Raw genomic sequence first — 24,742 nt, 5'->3', positions numbered from 1 at the left:
GGCCCACAAAAAGTATCACCTATCGGGCTTTAACACGGTTTTACGTTATAAATTGCCTAAATCGATTGTAGCCGTACAACGAACTCTTTTTAACTGCTTGGTTTGAAACAAAAAATCTATATGTTATTTTTTTGTTTCAAATATCCAAATCGAACTGCCCTTCATTGTGGCCTATTTTTACGCTCATGTGAGTTGTGCCAGTTAACTTTTTGCACTGAACGCCCTTGCTCCTTGCGAGTACACATTCAAGCCACCGAGCAACGAAAACGCAGCAATAGAACAAAACTTTTATTATGTTACATAGGTTTATTGCAAGTTGGTTACCTTCAGTCTCACTTCTAATCGCCGCTAAAGGTGAAACAAAATGCCATAAGCAAACCTATTGGGATCGAGTGTTCATTGTCACTTGAGAATGTTCTGATTGATGACAAGGTAATGAACGTATTATTTATAGGGCCAAAACAACCTGGTGGCTATAGAAGTGAAGTGCATTATACAGCGGAGTCAATTTCATCCAGCACAGCAGGACAACTCATTCACATCTTTGTGAAAGGTTTGGGCGCAGAGCTTGATCCCTTCAACCATGGTCAAATATGGAAACAACTGGTCAGCTAACTCAGTGATAGTCATCCGATTGCGGATAGCTAGAGCTGCAGTTTGGATCATTTCTCCGCCTTCATGGGCCAAAAGTTGTGCACCAATCAGTCTTCCTGTGGTCTTTTCAATCACCAGCTTGATAAAGCCGTCAGTTTCAAAATTGGCCAGTGCTCTGGGTACATTTTTCATGTCGAGTACCCGGCTGTCCGTGTGAATCCCCTGCTGTCTGGCCTCAACTTCAGTCAGTCCGACGGTTGCAACCTGCGGATCGGTAAAAATGACCGCAGGCATCGAGGATAGATCAAGTTTACTCTCGCCACCGGTCATATTCATTCCTGCGCGGCTACCAGCAGCCGCAGCGACATACACAAACTGCGGCATAGTGGAACAATCACCTGCGGCATAAATCCCTGGAACGCTTGTTTCCATCAGCTCGTTAACGATGATCGCACCGTTTTTGTCTGTCCGGATCTCAACTGCATCGAGGTTAAGACTGGCCGTATTTGGATGACGCCCTGTGGATATTAAAAGCTTGTCACAGCTTAAAGTACCTGCATTGGTTTTCAAGGTAAACTGCCGTCCGTCATGAGAAACGTTTGACGCCTCGGTATGGGTTAGAACCCTGATACCTTCATTCTCAAAGCAGTCTGTTAATTTTTCGCCGAGTAACGGCTCATCGCGATAAAGAAGCGTATGTCTGGCCAAAAGGGTAACATCACTGCCTAAACGGCGATAAGCCTGAGCAATTTCCAGCGCAACGACAGAAGATCCAATGATGACCAGATGTTGTGGTCGTTCTGTCGCAAACAGCGCCTCAGTAGAAGTCCAGTACGGGGTTTCGCTCAGACCTTCAATAGGCGGGATGGTCGGGCTCGAACCGGTAGCAATGAGCACCTTGTCGGCGTGTATTTCTTGCTGGGAGCCATCACTTTGGCTGACGATCAAAGTGTTCGCGTTTTTGAAAGTAGCCCAACCTTTGATCAAACTCAGTGCCGGATTGATATCCAGAATATTTTGGTATTTTGCCACGCGCAATTCTTCGACAAGCGTTGTTTGCTGCTCCGTCAATAGTGCGCGATTAAGCTGTGGCGAATGATTTACCAATCCGGTAAAAGGGTTGTTTCGTTGTTGCTGCGCCAGTTGTGCGGCGCGGATCAGGATCTTAGACGGGACACAGCCGACATTGACACAGCAGCCGCCAATAACATCCGCACCTTCGATAAGCGTAACCTTAGCTCCTCCGTCAGCAGCTTTAATCGCACAGGCAAACGCACCAGAGCCACTGCCAATGATCACCACCTGTTGTGGGCTGATATTTTCTGTATTGCTGGTTTTTGTGTTGTCAAAACAAGTTTGAGGTTCTGGTTTGACTTGTGCGGCATAACCCAGAGTTTCAACCGTCTTGACGAGATCCGCGACACTTACCTTCCCGTTTGTGGTGATCGCTGCGCTGGCGTTTGCATAGGAGATCTCAACGTAATTCACGCCTTCGGTCGCATCGAGCGCATCTTTGATATGGGCGACACAGCTTGGGCAAGTCATCCCTTTTATCGATAGCAAGATCATTTTCGTTCCTCAATAGCGAAGAGGTATTTTCTGTGATTGTTAATTATCGTAACCAATGCGCTCAGCTTATTGCCGAAACAGGGGCCGTAATCGTATGTGTATTTCCGCGCTTTACTCTTTGACCGTTGACGGATAACCCGCGTTAGTGGTGGCTTCAGTCAGTGCTTTCACCGTGGTTTTTTCGGTATCGAAGGTGACTACTGCTAACTTGGTGTCAAAGGTAACTTCAGCTTTACTGACGCCCTCTACATTTTGTAAGGCTTTTTTGACCGTAAACGGACAAGTGACGCAGTTCATGGTTGGAACTTCCAACGTAACCGTTTTCGTTTCGGCTATAGCGCTCAGGCTGGTCAACGTTAGCAAAAACAACAAGGTGATTTTCTTCATCATTCTCTCCAATAACGTATAAAACGTTAATAAAATTGAGGGTAAAAAGTATTCAGGCGAACCAGACAATCCAATAATTGCTGGTGACTAACATTAATGCTGTGAGTGCTGATAACCAAAAGATCACCTGCCGACGTTTTCGCACTAGGGGAACTGCACAGACTGTTCCTGGAGCGCACATGTCAATAGGTCGATAGACCTTCCAGCCAGCAAATCCAAACGAAGTTAAAACCAGCAGAATAAAAATAGGGCGATAAGGTTCTAACATGGTCAAATGACCAATCCAGGAACCACTCACCCCAAGTAGCAACAAAACGAAAGGACCGGCACAACAAACGCCTGCACCAATGGCCGCAACTATTCCACCGATAACGGGGAGATTTGACTCTTTTATGGACACGTTTTACTCCTACGATTAGAGCTATCGGTGTCAGTGTAGATGCCGTACCATAGTACGGAGTCAAGCCCAATCGGTGGGTTTAGTTGTTATGTGGTTGCAGGGATTCGATAATGGGGCAATGGGTCTGATCCGGATTGGATGCGCATTGGTTCAGCAAATGATGAAGAACAAGTTCCAGACTCTGCAGATCTGCGATCTTTGAGCGGACATTGGCAAGCTTGAGTGTGGCCACGTCTTGGACGCCCTGACAGGGAGTATCATTCAGTGTGAGCAGATGATGGATTTCTTCCAGTGTGAACCCTAACTCCTGCGCCCGCTTGATAAATCGAAGCCGATTCAGGGTAGTGACAGGATACCGGCGAAACCCCTGTGTCGGTTTACCAGGCTGTTCAACAAGACCACGGCGTTCGTAGTAACGGATAGTTTCAACGTTAACGACAGCTGCATTGGCTAATTGGCCGATTGTATACAAAATGACATCCATTTACCGTACCTACATACGGTTTACTATAATCCAAAATAGACTCACGCAAAAAATTTTCGTATGTGTTGCTATTTGTCACGCACGGGGCGAGCGGCTAGCCCACACAGACCCTCAGACGATTATTCATCAATCTCCTGTCCAACCACTTCGGCCGAAAGTCGGTGAAGGTTTAAATGGTATAGCTTCGAACACAATTTTTCAGTCGAAACGAGATTTCGTTCTTGTTTTTTAGATTGAGAAAGGAAGATTGCAATCACCAATGTCGAAATACTGTTCAAATGTGCGGTGATGTTTGCTACCCTAATAAAATGCACAAAAAATTGCTTGCTTATTTACTTTGCTTATTCGTTGCCTTTCAGGGCAGCGTGAGTGCGCATGTCTTTCAGAAGCCATGCCCCATGAGCGATATGAGCAGCGTTTCCATATCGTCCGACTCTACTACTCAATCAAAATCTGATTGCTGCAACGATGACGAAACTTTTGAAGAAACTGGCCAGCTTTGCAAGTCGGACAAACGGTGTGCTTTCTCAAGTACTCTGATTACTCCGCCGCAGAGCTCGCATATGCCATTCACATTCGCATCGGATCACGTGCCGATGCTGATAACTCATTTCGCTTCGTTTGAGCCCTCGGGTGTCTGGCGACCTCCATCCTTTAGCTAATTCCGTGTAAATACGATGTAACTGAAAGCCTTGTTAAGGTTCGCAGTTCTTTTGCCGTGCGCAACCAACCGCATGGCATTCATGACACATGGAGTTAGACAATGCATTCACGCCCCTCTTTGGGAGGCTCGCCGCTTCCTGTTCGCGGTAAACATCGTGACTGGCTGCACAAGCTCGGCACTCTGATCACGGTCGTTGTTTTAGTTGGCATGGCCAACTTTGTATCAGCGCAACAATCGTCCCATCCCCTCACATTGGATGCTGCTTTAACTGCTGCGCAATCTCGTTCAGCGTCACTGCAAGCTCAGGATGCCGCGACCCGTGCTGCACGGGAAATGGCTGTTTCTGCCGGTCGTCTGCCAGATCCTGAGCTGCGTTTGTCCGTGGACAATCTCCCTATTGAGGGGCCGATGCGCTACCAAATCGCAAACGACTTCATGACCATGCGCTCCGTTAGCCTGATGCAAACCTTTACGGGCATTGAAAAACGCCAGGCACGCGCCACACGTTACGAGCGCGAAGCCGATGCAGCAACCGCCCTGAAGTCCTGGCAGAAGACCAGATTACTCGCTCAAACCGCAGGCGCATGGTTCGATCGCTATTTCCAAGAACAAGTACAAGAACTTTTACTGCGTCAACATGAGGATGCTCAAAAAGTCAGCACAGCGATTGAATCAGCCTATCGCAGCGGGCGCAGCAGCCAGGCAGATGTGCTTGCTGCGCGTACTTCGCTTGCACAAATTGACGAGCGATTACATCTCGCGGATGCAGAGCTTGCGACGACCCGGGCGCAACTGAACCGCTGGGTGGGTGATATAGGCGAGCGGCCACTGGGTCTCTTGCCCAAAATCAGCCATACCCGACAGGCAGAGCACCATGACATCGACCGGCATTCTGACATCGCCGTGATCACTGCCCGCGAACGGGTGGCTCAAGCCGAGGCTGATGTTGCAGCACAAGAAAAAAACGCTGACTGGAGCTGGTCATTAATGTACAGCAAACGCGGTAGCCAATTCGGTGACATGGTGTCGTTAGGCGTTTCTATTCCACTGCAATGGGATCAGACCAATAAACAAGACCGTGAGTATTCAGCAAAAATGCAGTTGGTGGAGCAATTGAGGTTTGAACGCGAAGAGATGCGGCGTGAACTTCTGTTCGATTTACAGCAGCTACTCGCCAATTGGCGCGGCAACATAAATCGCCTTGCCGACTACGACAGAACCTTGATCCCACTGGCAGCAGAACGCGTTCAAGCGCTGGAAGCCGATTTTCGAAGTGGCAAAGCACCACTGTCTGCAGTCCTTGAAGCCCAGCGCATGGTGACGGATACCCGTCTGGAACGGCTGCGTATCGAAAAACAGACGGCCGCCTGGTGGGCCGAACTTGAGTTCCTGTTCTCTCAGGAGCAACTGACATCCGACCATCCGTTAAATCACCTGAACCCGGAGCAATCACCATGAACAAAAAAATCCCGATGCTTGGGCTACTGGTTATTGTTGTGCTTATAGGAAGCGGTTTTGGTCTCTACCAACTGGGGCTTTATAACGGGATGGCACATGCGCCAAACCCTGCCAGCACTGAAAGCGAGGGCGCACCAGCAACAGCCGTCATCGACCCGTCAGGCTGGGGTATCCCTGAGGGCAGCGCCGCCACAAAACGACATATTGAAACGGGACTTAAGGCCGGTGATGTTGATCCAATCACCGGTCGAAAAATCCTTCATTATCACGACCCCATGGTCCCCGGGAAAAAATTCGAAGCCCCCGGCAAGTCACCCTTTATGGACATGATGCTGGTTCCCGCCTATGCCGGCGCCGAAGGGACCGACACCGGCACACTATCAGTCAGTGCCCGCACTTTGCAGAATCTGGGGATACGGACAACCAAAGTCATATCCGGGCAATTAGCACCCGATGTATCAGCTGCCGGTATCGTAGCCTGGAACGAGTACAGTCAAATCATCGTGCAGGCTCGCGCCACTGGCTTTGTGGAGAAGTTGCATGTGCGTGCTGCGCTGGACCGGGTGAAAAAAGGGCAACCGCTACTGGAGCTGTATGTGCCGGACTGGATTGCGGTGCAGGAAGACTACCTCACAGCCAGGCAGTTACAAGGGAGCGGGCTGGAGACGCTTGCTCATTCCGCACGGCAGCGGATGCGACAATCAGGGATGAGTGAGATGCAAATTGCCATGGTTGAGCGCAGCGGACAAGTACAAGCCCGCGTGACCCTGACAGCACCAGTGTCCGGCGTAGTCACAGATCTGATGGTTCGTGAGGGCAGTACCGTGATGACTGGGGATCCGCTGATGGGGATCAACGACCTATCCTCGGTCTGGGTGCAGGCCGAAGTGCCGGAGAGTCAGGCAACGCAGGTTCTTACAGGCGCTCAGGTCATTGCAAAGACCGCGGCTTGGCCCAGTGAGGTATTCCGCGGCGAGGTGCAGTCTTTGTTACCTGAGGTCAGTCCAACAACGCGTACCCGTAAGGCACGCATGTTACTTGTGAACACCAAAGAGGAACTGGTACCCGGCATGTTCGTGCAGATGCAACTCAGCACAGGCGGAGCGCGTGAAGCCTTACTGGTACCCAGTGAAGCGCTGGTTCGCACCGGGAAACGCACACTGGTGATGCTCGTCGACAACGGCGCATTTCGTCCGGTAGAAGTACAAGTAGGACGCGAACAGCATGGCCAAACCGAGGTCCTGTCTGGCCTTCTTTTGGGCCAGGAGGTCGTGGTGTCCGGACAGTTTCTTATTGACTCCGAAGCCAGCCTCAAAGGCATGGAGGCACGATTGTCTTCGGATAAGGAGTCTGCGCCTGTGGACGCCAGCGCCATGCCGCAGCTCTACCACACCACCGCGCGTGTGGAAGCTGTATCCGGTAGCACGGTGACGCTGACACATCCTGATATTCCTGCGCTGAAATGGCCGGGAATGACAATGGATTTTTTACTGGCACCGGATGTGTCGCACAAGCTATTTGCCGGGGATGAGATCCGCATCGAGTTTATCATCCGCGAGGGCGACACACCGCAAATTGTGCGCTGGCAACCGAATAACGCAGCCCAGGGAGATGTACAATGATTGCCCGTCTGATCTATTGGTCTATCCACAACCGTTTTCTCGTGCTGATCGCAACCCTACTGTTGGCAGCCTGGGGCGTGCTGTCGCTGATCCGTACACCGCTGGATGCGTTGCCTGATCTGTCTGACACTCAGGTCATCATTCGCACCACCTGGCCAGGACAGGCGCCGCAACTGGTCGAAAATCAGGTTACCTATCCACTCACCACCACAATGCTGTCGGTACCGGGTGCCCGGGTCGTGCGCGGCTACTCGTTTTTCGGGGACAGTTATGTGTATGTGTTGTTTAAGGATGGTACCGATCTTTATTGGGCCCGCTCTCGTGTACTGGAATACCTCAGCCAGGTCCAATCGCGCTTGCCCTCCGGCGCGACGTCAGCACTGGGGCCGGATGCAACCGGCGTCGGCTGGATTTACCAATATGCACTCATCGACAAAACGGGTCAGCAGGATTTATCCCAACTGCGTAGCCTGCAAGACTGGTTTCTGAAATTCGAGCTAAAAACGGTGCCCGGCGTGGCGGAAGTAGCGACCATAGGGGGGATGGTGCGCCAATACCAGGTGGTTCTGGATCCGGATAAGCTGGCTGCTTATCGTATTCCTCACAATCAAGTGATTGAGGCCATCCGCCGCGCCAATCAGGAAGCAGGTGGTTCAGTGCTTGAAATGGGCGAAGCCGAGTTTATGGTGCGTGCGTCCGGATACCTGCAAACGCTGGACGACTTTCGGGCAATACCGCTCCTGACCAGCGATGCCGGAATTTCAGTGCTGTTGAGCGATGTCGCTTTAGTTCAGATTGGCCCTGAAATGCGACGTGGTGTTGGCGAACTGGACGGTGAAGGTGAAGCGGTCGGTGGCGTGATTGTAATGCGTTCAGGCGAGAATGCGCTTGCGACCATCAAAGCCGTCAAAGAAAAGCTCACGAGCCTGAAAACGAGTTTGCCGGAAGGCGTCGAGATAGTGCCAACCTATGACCGCTCTGGCCTCATCGGGCGCGCGATCGAAAACCTGAGCCACAAGCTGGTTGAGGAATTTATCGTTGTGACCATCGTTTGCGCGCTGTTCCTGTTTCACCTGCGTTCAGCGCTGGTCGCCATCATTTCTCTGCCTTTGGGGATCCTCGCGGCATTCATCGTCATGCATTGGCAAGGTGTCAACGCCAACATCATGTCATTAGGCGGTATCGCCATCGCTATCGGCGCTATGGTTGACGCCGCTGTGGTGATGATTGAAAACGCTCATAAGCACCTGGAAAAATGGAAGCATGACCATCCAGATGACCAACTTCACGGCGATGCCCGCTGGCAGGTGATTGGCGATGCAGCTGCCGAGGTGGGGCCAGCCCTGTTTTTTTCCTTGCTGATCATCACCCTGTCGTTTGTGCCAGTCTTTGCACTGGAAGCACAAGAAGGCCGGTTGTTCTCGCCGCTGGCCTTTACCAAGACCTACGCCATGGCGGCAAGCGCAGGCTTAGCGGTGACGCTGATCCCCGTGCTGATGGGCTACCTGATCCGGGGGCGCATTCCGGACGAGCAGAAAAACCCGCTCAACCGCCTCATGATCGCCCTTTACCGACCGTTGCTGAACATCGTACTTCGTTTCCCCAAAACTGCCATTGGCGCTGCTGTCTTGCTGTTCTTTGTGAGCCTTTGGCCCTTGCAACATCTGGGCAGCGAGTTCATGCCTCCCCTTGACGAGGGGGATTTGCTCTATATGCCAACCGCACTGCCTGGCCTGTCGGTGAGCAAAGCAAGCCAGTTACTGCAACAAACCGATCGGCTGATCAAGGCAGTGCCCGAAGTGGCCACTGTGTACGGTAAGGCAGGCAATGCGGTGACGGCCACGGATCCTGCACCCATCGAGATGTTTGAAACCGTCATTCAGTTCAAACCCAGAAGCGAATGGCGACCAGGCATGACTCCCGAGAAGCTTGTTGAAGAGCTGGACAATACCGTGCGGGTCCCGGGGTTGACCAATATCTGGATCCCGCCCATTCGTAACCGGCTGGATATGCTGGCCACAGGCATCAAGAGCCCGGTTGGCGTGAAGGTACTGGGCAGTGACCTGACGGTCATCAACCGGCTCACCGGCGAAATCGAGCGCGCCATCAAGCAAGTACCCGGGGTTACCAGCGCGTTTGCCGAGCGCCTCACCGGCGGGCGTTATATCAATGTCAACATTCAGCGGGAACATGCGGCCCGTTACGGACTGAACATCGCCGACGTGCAATCGGTGGTGGCAAGTACTGTGGGCGGGATGAACATCGGCGAAACTATTGAGGGTTTGCAGCGGTATCCGATCAACGTGCGTTATCCACGTGAGGTGCGTGATTCGCTCGACAGGCTACGTCAATTGCCAATCGTGACCCAACGTGGTCAACAGCTGATATTGGATGATGTGGCCGACATTCACATCGACGATGGTCCTCCGATGCTGCGTAGCGAGAACGCTCGTTTGGCTGGTTTCGTCTATGTTGACCTGCGCGGTCGTGATCTGGGCTCGGCGGTGCACGACATGCAGCAAGTGGTTGCTGCTCAGGTAAAGTTACCGCCTGGTTATTCGGTGTCGTGGTCCGGGCAATTTGAGTTTCTGGAGCGTGCCACCGCCAAGCTCAAGCTGGTGGTACCATTCACACTGCTCATCATTTTTATCTTGCTGTACCTGACCTTCAAGCACTTCGGTGAAGCCTTCTTGCTGATGGCAACACTGCCATTTGCGTTGGTGGGTGGCATCTGGTTGTTGTATGGACTGGGCTACAACCTGTCAGTTGCGGTCGTCGTGGGCTTTATCGCACTCGCCGGCGTCGCGGCCGAATTCGGCGTGATTATGCTGCTTTACCTCAAACAGGCCTGGACGGCACGTATCGCAGAGCACCTGACCAGCGAAGCAGACTTACTCGACGCCATCCGTGAAGGCGCAGTCCAGCGCGTACGCCCCAAGGCGATGACGGTCGCGGTGATCCTGGCTGGCCTGTTACCCATCATGTGGGGTGGTGGTACCGGCAGTGAAGTGATGCAGCGTATTGCGGCGCCCATGGTCGGGGGCATGGTCACGGCGCCGCTCTTGTCGATGTTTGTGATCCCGGCAGCCTACTATCTGATGCACCGGCGTCGGCGGAAGCCGCATGCAGTTGAGCCTTCTCTTCAAGAGCGCAATCACCTTGATACAAAACCCCGATCTCTGGATTTACCAGAAACCGGTATGCCACCTTCACAATAACTGGAGAACATTGAACATGAAGACACGATTAACTCACTTATTTGCAGCCATGCTTGTATTGTCGCCAGCTGTAGCAACTGCACAGTCAAAGGCGATGGAGGACATGCCGATGGAGACGGTCCCGGCCACTCAAACAGTCCATGTAGCAAAAGGCAAAGTAACTAAAGTTGATATGACTGCCGGTGTCGTCACTCTGACCCATGACCCAATCCAAAGCCTGAATTGGCCCGCGATGACCATGGGATTCAAGGTTAAAGATAAAAGATTACTGGACAAGCTCGTTATCGGAAAGATTGTAATTGTTGAACTTGCCCACGTGGATAAAACGTACGTTATTACGAATGTTAAGTAAAATTTCGCTTTCTGATACAGAGCAGACGAGAGCTGTGCTCGTCTGCTCATTTGAGCGAAGTGGTCTCTGAAACGTGCGCGACGGTACAAGGTCACGGCGTAACAGCAGTACCTGGAACCGCCGCAAATTATTTCACAGTGAAGCTAACTTTATTGGTTATCTCGTGTAAATCCCGTCCTTTTACCATATAACTGATCGTGTATTGGCCTGCCGGTAAACAAGGCAGCTGAACACGATGCTCCCAATTCGTAGTCGTCCTTGGCTGAAACCCGACGTCAATAGGTGTCCCTTTCGCATCTGAAAGCATGAACTGCTTTAGTTTATGCTTTTGCGTGAATCGGACATAGAACGTATCCGGACATGTTGGAAACACGTCGCCATCAGCAGGAGAGACTTTCCGGGTGATGGGGTGCGCGTAGGTAATATTTGGCCACAACACTAAAGCCATGGTAACTATCAACAGCAGTTTGATAAGACGCATACATCCTCCTTTGAGGATAAAACGCAGCTTTCGCTGCGTTCATTAGGTTACTTGTTAGACCGGATAAGCCGACATAACGCGGGCAATACCACCAGGGTAAGCAAGGTTGACGAAATAATGCCGCCAATCACCACTGTTGCCAGTGGCCGCTGAATTTCCGCACCGGTCCCAGTGTTAAATGCCATGGGCACAAAACCAAGACTTGCCACCAACGCCGTCATCAGTACCGGTCTTAAGCGGGATAAAGCGCCATTTTCAATTGCCTGACGCCATCGCTGACCTTCCTCCTGCAGCTGCTTAATAAAACTCACCAGCACGATACCGTTCAGTACAGCGATCCCCGACAGCGCAATAAAGCCAACGGCCGCAGAAATAGACATAGGCATATCACGCAGCACTAAGGCAAAAACACCGCCGGTCAATGCCAGTGGCACACCACTGAACACCACCAATGAATCCCGCCAGGAATTTAACGCGCTATACAGAAGGGCGAATATCAACAGCAGCGTCAACGGCACAACAATGGATAGTCGTTCCGATGCAGACTGCAGTTGCTTGAAGGTGCCGCCATAATCCACCCAATAGCCATCAGGCAGGGCAACATCGGCCATCACCTTTTGCACATCCTGGATAAAACTGCTGATATCCCGGCCATCAACGTTGGCGGTGACCACCACATTACGTTTGCCACTTTCCCGGTTGATTTGGTTTGGACCCACAATTTCATTGATCCGCGCAATTTCACCGAGTGGGACATAACGCAGCTCCGCCGAATCATCGACCGGCAAGGCCACAGGGATTTGCGCCAGTGCCGATGGATCTTCCCGCAGCGATTCCGGTAAGCGCATCAATAATTTAAAGCGCCTGTCGCCTTCATACATCAGGCCCAGTTCCCGACCGCCAATGGCGGTCTGAATCACCTGCTGCATCATCGCGACATCCATACCCACCAATGCCAAATGGTCACGCTCCGGCTCAATCGAAATCATCGGTAAACCACTGGCTTGCTCCATCCGGGCATCAACCGCCCCCGGTACATCGGCAAGCACAGCAGCTACTTTCGCGCCGACGGCATTCAGTGCATCCAGATCATCACCGTAAATCCGAATGGCTACATCGGCTCTGACCCCGGCGATGAGCTCGTTAAAGCGCATCTGAATAGGCTGCGTGAACTCGTAATTGTTGCCGGGGACTTTTTCCACGATAGCCCGGATACGCCGCTCTACATCCGCTTTGGTGTCCGAAGGCTCTGGCCACTGGCTACGCTCTTTGAGCATGATGAAGGTATCTGCGACATTCGGTGGCATCGGATCGGTCGCTATCTCCGGAGTGCCAATTTTAGAAAATACCCGTTCCACTTCAGGCACCTGTGCAATTTTTGCTTCCAGCGCCAATTGCATCTGTACGGATTGCGCGAGGCCGGTGCCGGGAATACGCATGGCATGCATCGCAATATCCCCTTCATCGAGCTGGGGTAAAAACTCACTGCCCATTCTGGAGGCCTGCCACACAGAGCCACCGACCAGGAGCAGGGCTGTAATGGCAACAAGCAACGGCTGACCCAATGCAAATTTCAGCATCGGATGGTACAAGCGACGCACGGCAATCATCAGGCGGTTTTCTTTCTCAGAGATAGGACCACTGACAAACAAACCGATGGCCGCTGGTACAAAGGTCAGAGCCAGGATCATGGCACCCAATAATGCAGCAATCACCGTGAAAGCCATTGGCTCGAACATTTTGCCCTCGACACCACTGAGCGCAAAAATCGGCAGATACACCAGCATGATGATAAAGACACCAAACATTGCGGGCGTGATCACCTCTTTCGTGGCGTGATAGACAATCTCCAGCCGTTCAGACAGCGTCAGTAACCGGCCATGATGATGCTGGGCCATGCCTAAGCGGCGAAGACAGTTTTCAACCACGATCACCGCACCATCGACAATCAGGCCAAAGTCAATCGCGCCAAGACTCATCAGATTGCCGCTCATTTTATTGGCTGCCATGCCAGAGATAGCAAACAGCATACTCAAGGGGATCACCAGTGCCGTGATAATAGCGGCGCGGATGTTACCCAAAAATAAAAACAGCACGACAATCACCAGCACCGCGCCTTCAAACAGATTGCGCTTCACCGTATCGATGGTTTTATCAACCAACACCTCCCGGTTGTAGCTGATTTCCGTTTGCACGCCTTTGGGTAACCGCTGATTAATATCTGCAAGCTTCTGGGCAACATCCTGTGACACGGTTCGGCTGTTTTGGCCAAGCAACATCATCACCGTACCAAGGACCACTTCCTGTCCGTCCTGCGTTGCGGCACCGGTGCGAAGCTGTTTGCCGATAGCCACCTGCGCGACGTCTTTGACCCGGACCGGGGCATCATCGCGTTTGGCCACGACCAGCTCTTCAATCTCGGCAATGGATTGCAGCTGACCTGGTGAGCGGATCAACCATTGTTCCCCATTGCGTTCAATGTAGCCTGCACCGATATTGGCATTGTTGCGCTCTAACGCATCTGCAAGATCATCCAGCGTCAGCTTAAACGCCAGTAATTTGACCAGATCAGGGGCAACCTGATACTCGCGGACAAAACCACCAATGGTATTGATTTCCGTCACGCCTTTGACTTTCAGCAGCTGGGGTTTGATCACCCAATCCTGAATGGTTCGCAGATCTTCAGCGGTATAAGGCTTGCCATCTGTGTTCAGTGCCTCGCCGGTGGCTTTGACAGTATAGGAAAAAATCTCGCCAAGCCCTGAGACAATAGGCCCCATTTCCGGCTCGATGGATGGTGGAATATCCTGACGAGCCATCTGTAACCGCTCGCCCACTTGCTGTCTGGCCCAATAAATATCTGTGCCTTCTTCAAAGACGACGGTCACCTGAGACAAACCATAGCGGGATAACGAGCGGGTGTATTCCAGCTGTGGCAGACCCGCCATCGCGGTTTCGACCGGATAGGTGATGCGCTGTTCAGATTCCAACGGCGAATAACCAGGCGCAGCCGTATTGATTTGGATCTGCACATTGGTAATGTCGGGAACCGCATCAACCGGCAGTCGTAATGTCTGCCAAACGCCCACGCCGAGGATCAGCAGTCCGAAGACCATCATCATCCACGGGCGACTGAGCGATAGTCGCAATATATTCTGGATCATGGTTGGCTCCTAGTGTTCATGGCTGGCGCCAGACTTCAGGATGTCGGCTTTGATTAAAAAACTATTCTGGGTGACGACCTCAACTTGTTCTTCCAGACCTGACAACACCTCGATAAAGCTGTCGTCACTGGCACCAAATTCCGGCATTCGCACTTCATAAATATCGCCAACCCGGATGAACACAACGGTTTCACCGTTAAATTCCTGCAGGGCTGATTTCTTCACGATTTGGCGTGCTTCCACCGAGGCCACTTCCACATCAGCTTTAACGTGCATGCCCGGACGCCAGTACCCGTTGTCATTGCGCACAACGGCACGGGCCCTGGCGATATGGCCACCGGTCATTTGTGGTGCAATATATTCAATCTGGCTGGACGTTTGCTCTTCGCCATGAACATCACGCACGACCACCGGATTGCCCCGCGCCATTTTGGCGGTATCCCCCGGAAAGGCCGACATTTCGACATACACGGTGGATAAATCACTGATCTCCACTAACGCCTGGTCCGATACCTTTTCTCCGGGATTCACAAACCGGTTAGTAACTTCACCGTCCGACAACGCCTTAATACTGTAATTTTTTAATGTCGCTGCGTTTTGTACCGTGGCCACAACCTGACCCGCTTTGACCTTGTCGCCAATTCGCACCGCCACACTTTGCACGACGCCCGGATAGACCGCACTGAGCCTGCTTTGCTGCTCAGGGATCACCGATACCACACCAAACAAATGCGCCTGAGTGCGAATACGACCTGAAGTCACAGGCTCGCTGATTAAACCGGATTCTTTTGCCACATCCGCTTCAAGTTCAGTACGTCCCTCGTAGGACTCAAAGTGCCAGGTATGATTTTGGCCTTTGGCACTGAATGCAACTTCCACTTCAAATGAATGCGGCTCTGCGACCGGCTCCTGACTGACCAACATGTCACCACGTGGGCGCAAAGTCAGCACATCCCGACGACCTCCCAGACGCTCCAGTGTCAGTCCGGCCTGATAAGTCTCGGGAGCCAGAGGCTCTCCATTATCAGATGCAAACAAACGAAACTCTGGTTTGCCGCCGTTTTCACTGAGCACAACTTCCAGTGTCAGCGAGCCTTTTTCCAGTAAATGCCCGCCATTGGGGCCTTTTTTCTCTTCGGTTTGTGCGTGTTCGTCAGCATGATCATGCTCTTCGCTGGCTTGTAACGGGCCACAAAACCCGGTGAATGCCGTTAATAGTAAAGCCGTCGATATAAAACGGATGTAATTCATCATATTGTTATTCCTTCATGCGGGATGGTAATGCAGCAGGTCCGTTGACCACTAAAGGCATTCCCACCAGACGTTCGAGTTCGACTAACTGACGGTGAAACTGGGCCTGAGCGTCAATCATGTTGCGTTTGGCGCTAAGCAAATCTTCATGGGCAGAGAGCAAATCAGTCATATCAAAGATGCCGGTCTCATACCCTTTAAGTGTGCTTTGCACGACCGACTCCGCCGCCGGAAGAATGGCCTGTTGCTGATCATGGATTTGCTCTGAAAGCAGGGTTAATTGCTGATATAACCGGCCCGTAGAGAGCTGCAATTGCTGACGACTGAGCTTTAACTGATGCGCTGAACGCTCTGAAGTCACCCTCGCTGCTTCAATCTCACCGGCATTGGGGTTTGAAAGTGCCAGAGGCATGCTGACACTGAGCACAAACGCATTCTCATTCAGCTGCTCGTTACGGCGCACCCCAGCCCCGACTGTAAGGTCGGTTTGTCCATTGGCGATCGCCAGATTTTGCAGCGTGCCCGCCAAACGCTCCTGTGTCAGATAGAACCCAAGTTGTGGCGAGCTATCAAGTGCTGCCAACATCTCATTGAGGGATGGCAGCATCGGCAACACTGCCAACTGCCCCTGCACCGTATCGAAATCCGGTTCATTGGACCAATTGGCGGCTAACTGGCGTACTGCAACCTGCAGTTCGGCTTTGAGCGCTTTTAAATCCATCTGGCTTTTGAGCACCCGACTTTTCAGCCGCAATACATCAGCGTCAGTGACCAGTCCTGCCCGTGACCGCTCTGTAGCAACCTGCAGTGCGTTTTGTTCCATCACCAGGCGTTCAGCGGTCCAGCTGCGCACCGTCTGCAATTCCAACACATCCAGATAGTCGGTCATGGTTTTGGCCAGAACATCCACCCGGTCGAGTTCGTATTGCGCCTGTGTCAGTGCTTTACCTAGACTTGCGCTCTCCAAACGGCGCTGACGCTTGTCGCCAAGTTCAATAAGCTGACTCAATGTCAGCGTGAGCTCTGCGCTTTTAACGCCACTGAGGCTGCCATTTCCAAGGACGTTCTCCACAGAAACACCAAGCTCAGGGTTTGGTTTAAGACCAGCTTGTAGGGTTTTAGCTTCATCAATCCGAAGCTGATAAGGATAAAGTTGCAGTTGTGGACTGCTCGTTAAAGTTCTTTCTAACGCTGTAGTGATCGCAAGCTCTTGCGCCGTCACCGAAAAAGATGCGACACACAGCAATGCCAAGGCAACAGCGCCTTTGCAATAAGGGCGAGACATAGAAATTCTCCGTCAAATGTAAAATCACGTTGTTAACTAAAAACAATGATCTCAGGCATTTGGCGGGGGCACAGCAGGGGCATACGTCATGCTGAAGGCTTCAGCACGCGAAAACGGGACGATGGTCTGAACAACGGACTCCGCCGCTGCGCTTGTCATATAAGCGACAAAACACAGCACATGTGCATGAGGCTCATGTGGGTCGTCAACATCATTGACGGCTTCATTGGCGTGGGACGTTTGATGTTCATTGTGTTGGTGCGCAGCGTTATCCCCGAAAGAAATCAGATTATGATGTTCTGTAGGCAAATGCACGACGATGCTGTCACAGGCTACAAAAGCATGATTAAGCATAATCGTGAGCATAAACCACAATATCCATCGGGAATATTTAGACACAGCAAACCTTTATGTTAAGCGCGTAGCGCTAATATACGTCTTGCACCATCAAGGACAATTATCCCAATGATACCGCCAATCACTAAATCCGGATAGCCCGATCCCGTCCAGGCGACTAAGCCACCGGCAACAATCACCCCGATGTTCGCCAGAACATCATTGGTCGAGAATATTTTGGTCGCTTTCATATGCGCACCGTCACTGCGTGACTGTGAGATGAGATAAAGACATAAAGTGTTAGCTATAAGCGCCACACTCGCCATCACAATCATCAGCGTCGACATGGGTTCAGTGCCAGCCCAAAACCGTCGTGCTACTTCGAACAACACACCGGCTGCAAGCAACACCTGCAACCAACCAGAAAGATGGGCGGCCCTGACTTTTTTGGTGGCGCTGAGGCCAACAGCCAGCAAGGCAACGCTGTAGACGGCGGCATCGGCCAGCATATCTAACGAGTCGGCAATAAGACCGGTGGATTGTGCCCAGACTCCGACAATAAGTTCAGTAACGAACATCACGGCATTAATTGCCAACAATCGCTGCAATAGCTTACGTTCGTCTGCATCGGCTTTGCTGTTATCAGCAGACACTGTTGGGTCGGCCTGAAACGGCGCTGAGCTTTGCAGTACTGCACCTAAATTTAATGTTTCCAGACGTTGGGTGATGGCGTCCGTGCTTCCTTGATGCACCACATCAAGCTGCCGGTCTTGCAGGAAAAACTGCAATTGTTGAACCTGTGGCAAAGCGCCAAGCGCCATTCGAATAAGATTTTCTTCTGAAGGGCAGTCCATCTTGCGAATGTGGTAGCTGGTTTTGTGGTGCAAATCTGATGCAGAACACTCAGGTAATTGAGCATTTTCAGAGGCTTGCACCTGGGCTTTACATTGGCAATCTGACATAGTGGCCTCACTTTGAACAAGATACCGCCATTAAAAACTATAAAGCCACTTTAAGGTCAACAGTTTTTTCACCGATGTTGTACACAATCACTGGCACATGGATGCACCAGATTTTTCAGGATCTCGCAGTCTTTGGCCTGATGGTCATCCTGGCAAAGCTCTCGTAACGCCTGTAAATCCGCTTTTAATTGATGAAGTTGGGTTAATTGCGTGTCTAAATTCCCCAATTGCTCATCGATCAGCGTATTGACCTGCCCGCAAGGTTGGCTGGGATCTTCACGAAACTTCAGGAGTTGCCGGACCAACGACAGACTCATATCAAAGGCCCGGCAATGCCGAATAAATTGTAAATCTTCGAGATGGCGCTGCTGATAGGTCCGATATCCGGAGGTGGTTCTTGCTGGAGCGGCTAACAATCCCTGTTTTTCATAAAATCGGATGGTTTCCGTTTCACATCCGGCCAGCGCCGCCAGTTCACCAATTTTCATTGCCTTTCACCAACTCTAAAGTTACTTTAAGCATTGAATGTATCATAATGCAGCCAGCAGAAACTGCATTTTAATTGACCAGGGATAGTGATGGAACCAAAGGTATTGCTCGCCTATTTTGAATACCTGGCGCTGGCCGACCAAGCTCGCAAGTCAAAGGACTATGAGAGAAGCTTTACGTACCTGGAGTACGCCCACATCCTTGGTCAACAAGACGTTTTGTGTCATTTGCATGTGCGTTTGCAGATGCTCTGGTTGGCCCTTTGTACCGCAGACTGGCGCGAACTGGCAGGCCAAAGCTATCGGTTGTTGTTAACACCTTTTGGTCACCTGTTTAATCGATTGCCGCTTGGCAATACTGGGCGTTCGAACGTCAGTGCCTTTAAGCCGATGGCCATACCGGAAGAGCTCAGAGAAATATTAACGCTTGTAGGGAAAAAGCAGGACTCGTAGTCCTCACCCTGTGCGCGTAAATACACTTGAGCTATTCCTGATTCATTTGCGACGATGACTAAAAATTACTGAGTCGTCTTTCTACTGGCACCTAAAGTGAGCCGAGTACGATGACTGGTACTTATTCATTCCACTTTTTGCCCGCTTGATCATAATGGTTGCCATCGATGTTTTTGGAGTAAGTATTGCCATTGTAATCCTCCCAATCGCCATAATGGAGAGGGTCAGATCTAGGGTTATCTAACCAATCAATCTGTTTCTTGTCGTCCGAATTTGCTTGTGCAGATGTAAGTAGCCAAAAGAAAACCTTTAGAATCAACGTCAGGAACAATGTTATATATTTCATCATGAATTCCCCCATAAACCTCTGGTAGCCTGGCTACGAGCAGACTGATATCGCCGAAGGCCTACTCGATAACAACTTCCACACCAATCATGTTCGCAATAGGCGTGTATAAATCTACATCGACATCAGGCGCATGAATAGAAATAATCAGAGAGTACCTTACCCGCTGACCATATCTTTCAAGTGCAGGCCTTGTTTTCCACCAACCAAGTGAAGGATAAACAGCTAAAACGCCCCGACTCGCCAACTCTGCCGCGCTGCCCACCCAAATATCTGAATGCAATGAGCCTTTATGTCTGTTCTTCTTTCCTATTAACCAGTTAGCGTCTGTATCGTTACTAACAATTCGATCTTCATCATCTCTGGCTGCTGCATTTATCCGGGAGCGAAATGCGTCCTCGCTCTCGGTCGGCCGCTTCACATCGAAACGAAGGCCATGTGATTCATATCTGTATCGAGAGGTAACACCTCTAGCAGACGGGTTGGGCTCAATAAAATAAGACAGTGTCACCCTCATTTCGACTTGCGTTTCTCCAAGCGCCTCCAATTCGGCTAATGGCCATGGCAAACGATGCAAATTCATATCGCGCAGCTTGGGTTCTTCTCCCTTTTCCCGCCTAAATGGCTGCAAAAACTCCTGACAAATCATTGTCAACGAGCTATCAGCGCTCCACATGGCCCTGTCGATGCTAGGCTCTCCAAAGCCGCAATGCCTTACCAATTGTGTTGTTTGTGCTTTCGTGGGTTCACCCCGAGGAGGAAGAAACATACGTTTCATCGCATCGGTCCACTTGGCAGAATGCACAATTAAGCCCCGAATACTCTCAGTCCATAGCTCTGGGTACCGGGCCATTAATTGTGCGGCCATGCGTGCGCAAAGAGCAGAAGCCGCGCTTGTTGCATTGCTCGTTGTGAACAGACGTTCTGTTGGGTTTGCATGAGTCGTCAGGAGGCTTAAGCTGCTCATCCAAAAAGCGCCTAAAGCATCTTTTGCCGCGTTACCTCCTTCGAACATCACATCAGGCTTTAACGGCCAATGAGGTTCCCATGTCTGGGAAGTCGTGCTGAAAGGACTTAAACCACCTATTTCTGCAATAGGGGAATAATGCAGCGCATCTGCTTCAGTGATCCTTACGAGGTTGGTCATCGCACCGACAGTTAGTGCATTCCAGGCTTGTGCAGGGTCATGAATACCGTCAGTTGTATTACTATCAGGATATGTTATCCACGCATTTGGGTCTCTGATATTGCCTGCCGACACAACAAACAGTTTTGGAGTCTCACCTTGTGCATCACCATCATAAGCAAGTCGATCAATAGTTGCTGACCAGGCCGAAGGGCGCCCACGATCACGGTTATCTCTGGCTGTAATCGCCATGCTGAATACTCGCTTTCGATGTGGTGCAGTGATAGCTGGGCGATCTACCGCTTCGGAAGTCAAGTAACCATGAAGATGCGCGTCTCCACCGTTGGCGCCGTTTTCATGTAGTAGTTTAACGGACTCCAAACGATATGGGATAGAAACCGGCCCGTGCTCTGATAGCACATCCGTCAAATTTCCGAATAGGGCAAGTCCTGCCATTTCAGTACCATGCCCTTCCGCATCATCCACTCCCCAAGCCGGCTCCACAGTGTGCCTATCGTCGTTGGATAAAGCATGTTGTAGTAGTGGATGTCCATTGTTAACACCGGTATCAAACAAACAGACATGTGGAGCATCGGCGCCATCTGCAGGAAGTGTTAAACGTCCATTGAGTTCAGCCGCCCATTCGGGTTGCTCTTGCGGAGTCAGTTGATCAAAGAACTCTGCGGTTTCCTTAGCACGACGTAACTCAGCGATGCTGTTTAAAGTCATCATTGAGCGCTTCATCTGGCCGACAGAGCCATATACCAACAATACGGAACGCTCTGGAAAGTGAAGCACTCCAGGCGCATTGCGAAAACCTAGTCCGGCCGCCATACCTTTAAATTGATCTACTATCCCTTGCCTGTCACCTCTGGTTGGCAACCAAACTTCCCACCATAGATGCTCATCATCTCTCGTCGGCATAGAATCTGGAGTATCAGTCCATAGGGCCTGTAATGTCGCAGCACGAATTTCAGAAATAGCATTGATCAATTTGCTATGAGCAGGACCGCTCTTTTTATCGTTATTTTCGTCCAAATAATCGGTGATAAGTTTCTCGAAAAACTCCAACTTTCCATCTGGAACAAACACAGTAGCGAAAGTTTTGTTGTTGTCTTGTCTGACATTCCGCAGTTCTATGCCAGAGCGCTCTCTGGCAAGAGATTCAAAGGCCAACTCAACATCAGGAAAGCTTTCAAACTCAATTTGCAGACCGATGCCTTCTCCAACACCCGCCTCTCGCTGTAGAGCAGCCGCTTCGGCCAGTACGGGAGTCAGTTGATGGGTAACCGTTCACTCTACGGCGTATTGACTGGTCAGATTAACAGCTAAACACTTTTCACTACATTGACCATTGCAGGCGGCACTTTCCATTGTTTTTTGTCTTCGCTGACGATCACCACTGATTTTTTGTTGAGTTTGATAAGGGTTCCGAACACCCGGCCTTCCGGTGCCATAAAGTTCACCTGTTGACCTAAGCGAAGCTGACTGAGCATCAGCATATCGTTGCGAGCCCGCAGATAGTCTATCCGCAGGCAGATTTGCTCGTTTAAATCTAACAGTTCGTCTAAAGACAGGTCGTCAATGTGCATGCGGCCTCCGACTTGGTTTTTGGCTGTTATTCTACCGCAGCATCGGTTTGGGTAAACAGCTCTGAGCGCAGTAGTGAGCCTGCAAACCGCTCTTTCCATAATCTCGGCGTCAGTTCGTGCACCTTGCTTGCGGGATGGTGGTTGATGCGCAGCAGCACGTCCGTCAGGTAGTCATAGACATTGATATCATGCAATTTGCAGGTGCTGACCAGGCCTTGGATGACGCCTACATGCTCAGCGCCAAGTTCCGTCCAGCAGAACAACCAGTTTTTTCGCCCCATCGGAATGGGGCGCAGCGCCCGTTCCAGGTGATTGGTGTCTATCGGGACATCGGGGTCTTCTAAGAAYACTCGAAGCGCGGTTTCTTTACTTCGCACATAGTTGATAGCTTTAAGCAGCGGGTCTTTGGGTAAAAACCTCTTGGTTTCAATCAACTGCAAGCTCCAGTCGAAGAAGCCATCGACCACAGGCTTGCTATGAAGTAGCCGGTATTCGCGCTTCTTCTCGCCGCTGAGTTTTTGTTGTTTGATATTTTCTTCAACTTGATACAGCTTCGCGATTTGGCCAATGGCCTCTGCGGCAAGCTCAGGCATGTCTTTTTCGGCTTCAATAAACTGCCGGCGACTGTGCACCCAGCATTGTGCGTGAATGAGCTCATCGTTGGCTTTGGCATAACTGGCATAGGCGCTGTAACCATCACTGATTAACGTACCTTTGAAGCGGGATTTCAGTACCGTTTCAATATGTTGCCGGCCTCGGCTGGTCGAGAAGGTAAAGGCGATTTCATCTTTATCGCCATACACAGGCCAGAAGTAGCTCTGTTTGAGTTTACCGGGCCCGGCTTTACCAGCCTTAATCGGCGTTTCATCCATTGCCAGCACTTTACTTTCAAGGATGCTGGCCAGCTGCGCATCGGCGATTGGGTACAGTAAATCAATAGCGCGGCGCACCACATTGGTCAGTGTTGTGCGGCTCAACATGATACCCGCATCTGTTAAACGCTGATGCTGACGGTACAATGGCAAGTGATACTGGAATTTATCAACCAGTAAACCTGTGAGCAAACTGACATCGGCAATGCTTTTATCCAGCACATTAAATGGCGCAGGACACGGCAATATCGCCTCACTGTCTTTTTTCTTCAGCACCTGCCGGTCAAACCGCAGCACCACGAAGCTCGCTGGACGCTGCGATAACCGGAAGGTGCTTTTGGTGCCAATCACTTCATACTGGTCCGCATCTGCACCCTTCAATTCATCCGGGATGATGGTGATGATTTTTACCGGCACCTTGTCGCTAAAGCGCAGGCCGCTGTCGTTCACACAATCATCCGGCCGCTGTTTCTGGTTTTTCTTGCGGATGTAGGTGATGTGTTCGTTTTCGCCTTCAGGCTCAGTGATGAGAGCCGATGTGTCCCCCAGCAAACTGAGCTGCGCGGCGTCAATCTGCGGGCGCTTTTCACTTTTTTGACCAAACAACTGATTTTCAAACCAGGCGACACGGCGCTTCAGGGCGTCGTTTTCTTCTTGCAGCAACGCTTTCTCGCTGGTGAGTTTCACCAGCGCTTCGGCTTGGGCTGCAAGAGCTGCGGATGAGATATCGGTGCTTGTTTTCATGGCGGCAATGCTACTAAAAAGTCATTGTTTTTGATGCAGATAACGCTTCGATTGTTTGTGTGTAAGCACCGTGATCCCGTCAATGATCATGTGCAGGCCGCTGGTACTGAGTGGACACTGCCCATCGACATGCGACTTCACTGGGAATTGGCCTTGCTCGAGTCGCTTGGCCCAGATGCAATAGCCAGAAGGCTCGAAGTACAGCACCTTCATCTGGGTTTTGCGCTGGTTAACGAAGACAAAATAATGGCCACTTTGCGGTTCAAGTTTCAGTTGATTACGTACCTGTGCAATTAAGCCTTTAAAGGATTTACGCATATCCACCGCGCGGGTACAGAGCCAGATTTTTTGTTGGGAAGCAGCAGTAAACATCAGAGCTGATTCAATTTAAGTTCAACACCGTTACCCAAACTCAGCACGATAGTCCAGCGGGCGGAGCCTGTGGGTTGCGTCAGCGTTGATAAATCAATAAATTGGGTGGGTGAAGTGTGTCGCTGATCAGTCTCAAATTGCTGGCGCCATTTGCAAAAACTGACGTAACCCAGGTCATGTGTTTTACAAAACTGCGCGGCACTTTGTCCAGACGCCCGCCATAACTCAACAAAATGTTGCCACTGCGCGGCGCTGCGATGACTTCTTGCCATGATCGTTCTCCTGTGAAATTCAGGAGTTCAGATTATCGCGCGGGAATTGAGGCAGGAAGACGGCGGAGAATGGACGGTTACGTTGATGGAGCTTTTCAAGCAAGCCTCCACCGTGCGAGTTTCTGTCTTTGGCTGGGATATCAGAGACGCCGCCTCCTGTGGGTGGCGATTTGAAACTTTCTACGCGAGCACTATTTTGGAATATAAAATGCGGGTGGTTGTTCTGTTCCCTTTCCGCCATGGAATGTCC

At 51.0% G+C, this 24,742-nt stretch carries 22 protein-coding genes; 5 read left to right on the top strand and 17 right to left on the bottom strand.

Annotated features, from left to right (window positions below):
- Window positions 1-510 precede the first annotated feature (510 nt).
- From merA to merR, 4 genes are all read right to left on the bottom strand, one after another.
- Complete coding sequence (gene merA / locus ATY27_RS02795) at window positions 511-2,163, bottom strand: mercury(II) reductase (protein WP_208932643.1); 1,653 nt, start codon at window positions 2,161-2,163, stop codon at window positions 511-513.
- Window positions 2,164-2,274: 111 nt separating this feature from the next.
- Complete coding sequence (merP, locus tag ATY27_RS02790; RefSeq protein WP_208933394.1) at window positions 2,275-2,550, bottom strand: mercury resistance system periplasmic binding protein MerP; 276 nt, start codon at window positions 2,548-2,550, stop codon at window positions 2,275-2,277.
- Window positions 2,551-2,602: 52 nt separating this feature from the next.
- Entirely contained in the window at window positions 2,603-2,950 is a 348-nt protein-coding gene (locus ATY27_RS02785; protein WP_208932642.1) for a mercuric transporter MerT family protein, read from the bottom strand.
- 79 nt (window positions 2,951-3,029) lie between these two features.
- Window positions 3,030-3,434, bottom strand: coding sequence for an Hg(II)-responsive transcriptional regulator (gene merR, locus ATY27_RS02780; RefSeq protein WP_208932641.1), 405 nt, complete (start codon window positions 3,432-3,434; stop codon window positions 3,030-3,032).
- 763 nt (window positions 3,435-4,197) lie between these two features.
- Between merR and ATY27_RS02775 the strand changes: the two genes are divergently transcribed.
- Genes ATY27_RS02775 through ATY27_RS02760 form a run of 4 tightly spaced genes read left to right on the top strand, consistent with a single transcriptional unit; the run spans window position 4,198 to window position 10,748 of the window.
- The gene (locus ATY27_RS02775; RefSeq protein WP_208932640.1) at window positions 4,198-5,556 is read left to right on the top strand and encodes a TolC family protein; all 1,359 of its coding nucleotides are present in this window, start codon (window positions 4,198-4,200) and stop codon (window positions 5,554-5,556) included.
- The gene (locus tag ATY27_RS02770) at window positions 5,553-7,178 is read left to right on the top strand and encodes an efflux RND transporter periplasmic adaptor subunit (protein ID WP_208932639.1); all 1,626 of its coding nucleotides are present in this window, start codon (window positions 5,553-5,555) and stop codon (window positions 7,176-7,178) included. Before ATY27_RS02775 ends, ATY27_RS02770 begins: the two co-directional genes overlap by 4 nt.
- Window positions 7,175-10,396: an efflux RND transporter permease subunit gene (locus tag ATY27_RS02765; protein ID WP_208932638.1), complete on the top strand. Its 3,222-nt coding sequence runs from the start codon at window positions 7,175-7,177 to the stop codon at window positions 10,394-10,396. Before ATY27_RS02770 ends, ATY27_RS02765 begins: the two co-directional genes overlap by 4 nt.
- Before the next feature lie 16 nt (window positions 10,397-10,412).
- Window positions 10,413-10,748 carry a copper-binding protein gene (locus ATY27_RS02760; protein ID WP_208932637.1) on the top strand — a complete coding sequence of 112 codons (336 nt, stop codon included), beginning with the start codon at window positions 10,413-10,415 and terminating at the stop codon, window positions 10,746-10,748.
- A gap of 127 nt (window positions 10,749-10,875) precedes the next feature.
- On the opposite strand, the gene ATY27_RS02755 is transcribed toward ATY27_RS02760, so the two are convergent.
- The 7 genes from ATY27_RS02755 to ATY27_RS02725 form a co-directional block, all read right to left on the bottom strand.
- Window positions 10,876-11,229: a copper resistance protein CopC gene (locus ATY27_RS02755; RefSeq protein WP_208932636.1), complete on the bottom strand. Its 354-nt coding sequence runs from the start codon at window positions 11,227-11,229 to the stop codon at window positions 10,876-10,878.
- A 47-nt stretch (window positions 11,230-11,276) separates the two neighbouring features.
- On the bottom strand, window positions 11,277-14,393 hold the full coding sequence (locus tag ATY27_RS02750) for a CusA/CzcA family heavy metal efflux RND transporter (protein ID WP_208932635.1): 3,117 nt from the start codon (window positions 14,391-14,393) through the stop codon (window positions 11,277-11,279).
- 9 nt (window positions 14,394-14,402) lie between these two features.
- Entirely contained in the window at window positions 14,403-15,647 is a 1,245-nt protein-coding gene (locus tag ATY27_RS02745; protein WP_208932634.1) for an efflux RND transporter periplasmic adaptor subunit, read from the bottom strand.
- Between the two features lie 4 nt (window positions 15,648-15,651).
- Window positions 15,652-16,929, bottom strand: a complete 1,278-nt coding sequence (locus ATY27_RS02740; protein ID WP_208932633.1) for a TolC family protein — start codon at window positions 16,927-16,929, stop codon at window positions 15,652-15,654.
- A gap of 51 nt (window positions 16,930-16,980) precedes the next feature.
- The gene (locus ATY27_RS02735; RefSeq protein ID WP_208932632.1) at window positions 16,981-17,295 is read right to left on the bottom strand and encodes a hypothetical protein; all 315 of its coding nucleotides are present in this window, start codon (window positions 17,293-17,295) and stop codon (window positions 16,981-16,983) included.
- A gap of 47 nt (window positions 17,296-17,342) precedes the next feature.
- On the bottom strand, window positions 17,343-18,227 hold the full coding sequence (locus ATY27_RS02730; protein ID WP_208932631.1) for a cation transporter: 885 nt from the start codon (window positions 18,225-18,227) through the stop codon (window positions 17,343-17,345).
- A gap of 68 nt (window positions 18,228-18,295) precedes the next feature.
- Window positions 18,296-18,715, bottom strand: a complete 420-nt coding sequence (locus ATY27_RS02725; RefSeq protein WP_208932630.1) for a Cd(II)/Pb(II)-responsive transcriptional regulator — start codon at window positions 18,713-18,715, stop codon at window positions 18,296-18,298.
- A 90-nt stretch (window positions 18,716-18,805) separates the two neighbouring features.
- Here ATY27_RS02725 and ATY27_RS02720 point away from each other — a divergent pair, with 90 nt between their 5' ends.
- Window positions 18,806-19,168, top strand: a complete 363-nt coding sequence (locus ATY27_RS02720; protein WP_208932629.1) for a DUF3703 domain-containing protein — start codon at window positions 18,806-18,808, stop codon at window positions 19,166-19,168.
- A gap of 121 nt (window positions 19,169-19,289) precedes the next feature.
- Here ATY27_RS02720 and ATY27_RS02715 read toward each other — a convergent pair whose 3' ends face one another.
- The 6 genes from ATY27_RS02715 to ATY27_RS02690 form a co-directional block, all read right to left on the bottom strand.
- Window positions 19,290-19,517, bottom strand: coding sequence for a hypothetical protein (locus tag ATY27_RS02715; protein WP_208932628.1), 228 nt, complete (start codon window positions 19,515-19,517; stop codon window positions 19,290-19,292).
- 58 nt (window positions 19,518-19,575) lie between these two features.
- Window positions 19,576-21,816, bottom strand: a complete 2,241-nt coding sequence (locus ATY27_RS02710) for a S8 family peptidase (protein WP_208932627.1) — start codon at window positions 21,814-21,816, stop codon at window positions 19,576-19,578.
- 152 nt (window positions 21,817-21,968) lie between these two features.
- Window positions 21,969-22,232 carry a hypothetical protein gene (locus ATY27_RS02705; protein ID WP_208932626.1) on the bottom strand — a complete coding sequence of 88 codons (264 nt, stop codon included), beginning with the start codon at window positions 22,230-22,232 and terminating at the stop codon, window positions 21,969-21,971.
- Between the two features lie 26 nt (window positions 22,233-22,258).
- The gene (locus tag ATY27_RS02700) at window positions 22,259-23,848 is read right to left on the bottom strand and encodes an IS66 family transposase (RefSeq protein WP_208932625.1); all 1,590 of its coding nucleotides are present in this window, start codon (window positions 23,846-23,848) and stop codon (window positions 22,259-22,261) included.
- Between the two features lie 21 nt (window positions 23,849-23,869).
- Complete coding sequence (gene tnpB, locus ATY27_RS02695; RefSeq protein WP_208932624.1) at window positions 23,870-24,220, bottom strand: IS66 family insertion sequence element accessory protein TnpB; 351 nt, start codon at window positions 24,218-24,220, stop codon at window positions 23,870-23,872.
- Window positions 24,220-24,492, bottom strand: a complete 273-nt coding sequence (locus ATY27_RS02690) for an IS66 family insertion sequence element accessory protein TnpB (RefSeq protein WP_244151395.1) — start codon at window positions 24,490-24,492, stop codon at window positions 24,220-24,222. The genes tnpB and ATY27_RS02690 overlap by 1 nt, the downstream gene beginning before the upstream one ends.
- Between the last annotated feature and the right edge of the window lie 250 nt (window positions 24,493-24,742).

It is taken from the genome of Rheinheimera sp. F8 (genome assembly GCF_001518915.1).
Note: the sequence above shows the minus strand (reverse complement) of the source record. Positions and strands in the feature narration are given on the sequence as shown.